This window comes from Bartonella vinsonii subsp. berkhoffii ATCC 51672, from assembly GCF_902825225.1.
Classification (GTDB): Bacteria; Pseudomonadota; Alphaproteobacteria; order Rhizobiales; family Rhizobiaceae; genus Bartonella; species Bartonella berkhoffii.
Map to the genome: position 1 here is coordinate 1 of NZ_CADEAK010000320.1, position 391 is coordinate 391.

Genomic DNA, 391 nt, shown 5'->3' on the forward strand with positions numbered 1-391 from the left:
CGTGCAAAGAACTGTTGCCCTTTGCATTGAAATTGATATCGCTTTGTGAAACAATTTTTATGCCTTATGGTGCGGTAAGCTCTAGCATGCCACCATCACCTTTAAGAGACACGCCATCAGAAATTGTGAAGATAAACTTACCGCCTGATTTAATATGAATGCTATAGCTGGTTTGTTCAGCATCATATTCAAGCGTTGTTCCATCAGGGTATATCGTTCGGTGAATGCTGCCTTTATCGGCGGCTTGATGGGCACCCGTATGAATGGAGCCAACAATCACCCCTTGAGATAAATCCCCCGATGATGAAACAACCACCACTTGCTCTCCAACATCACGCCCTTCATAGGAGCGCGTGTTACCGGCGCGGGCTTGGGTGTCTGGAATCCAGTC

1 pseudogene is annotated in these 391 nt (G+C 46.8%); it reads right to left on the reverse strand.

Going from position 1 to position 391, the window contains the following annotated elements:
• A pseudogene (locus tag J7R10_RS09445) lies at window positions 1-391 on the reverse strand (phage baseplate assembly protein V); the annotation flags it as partial.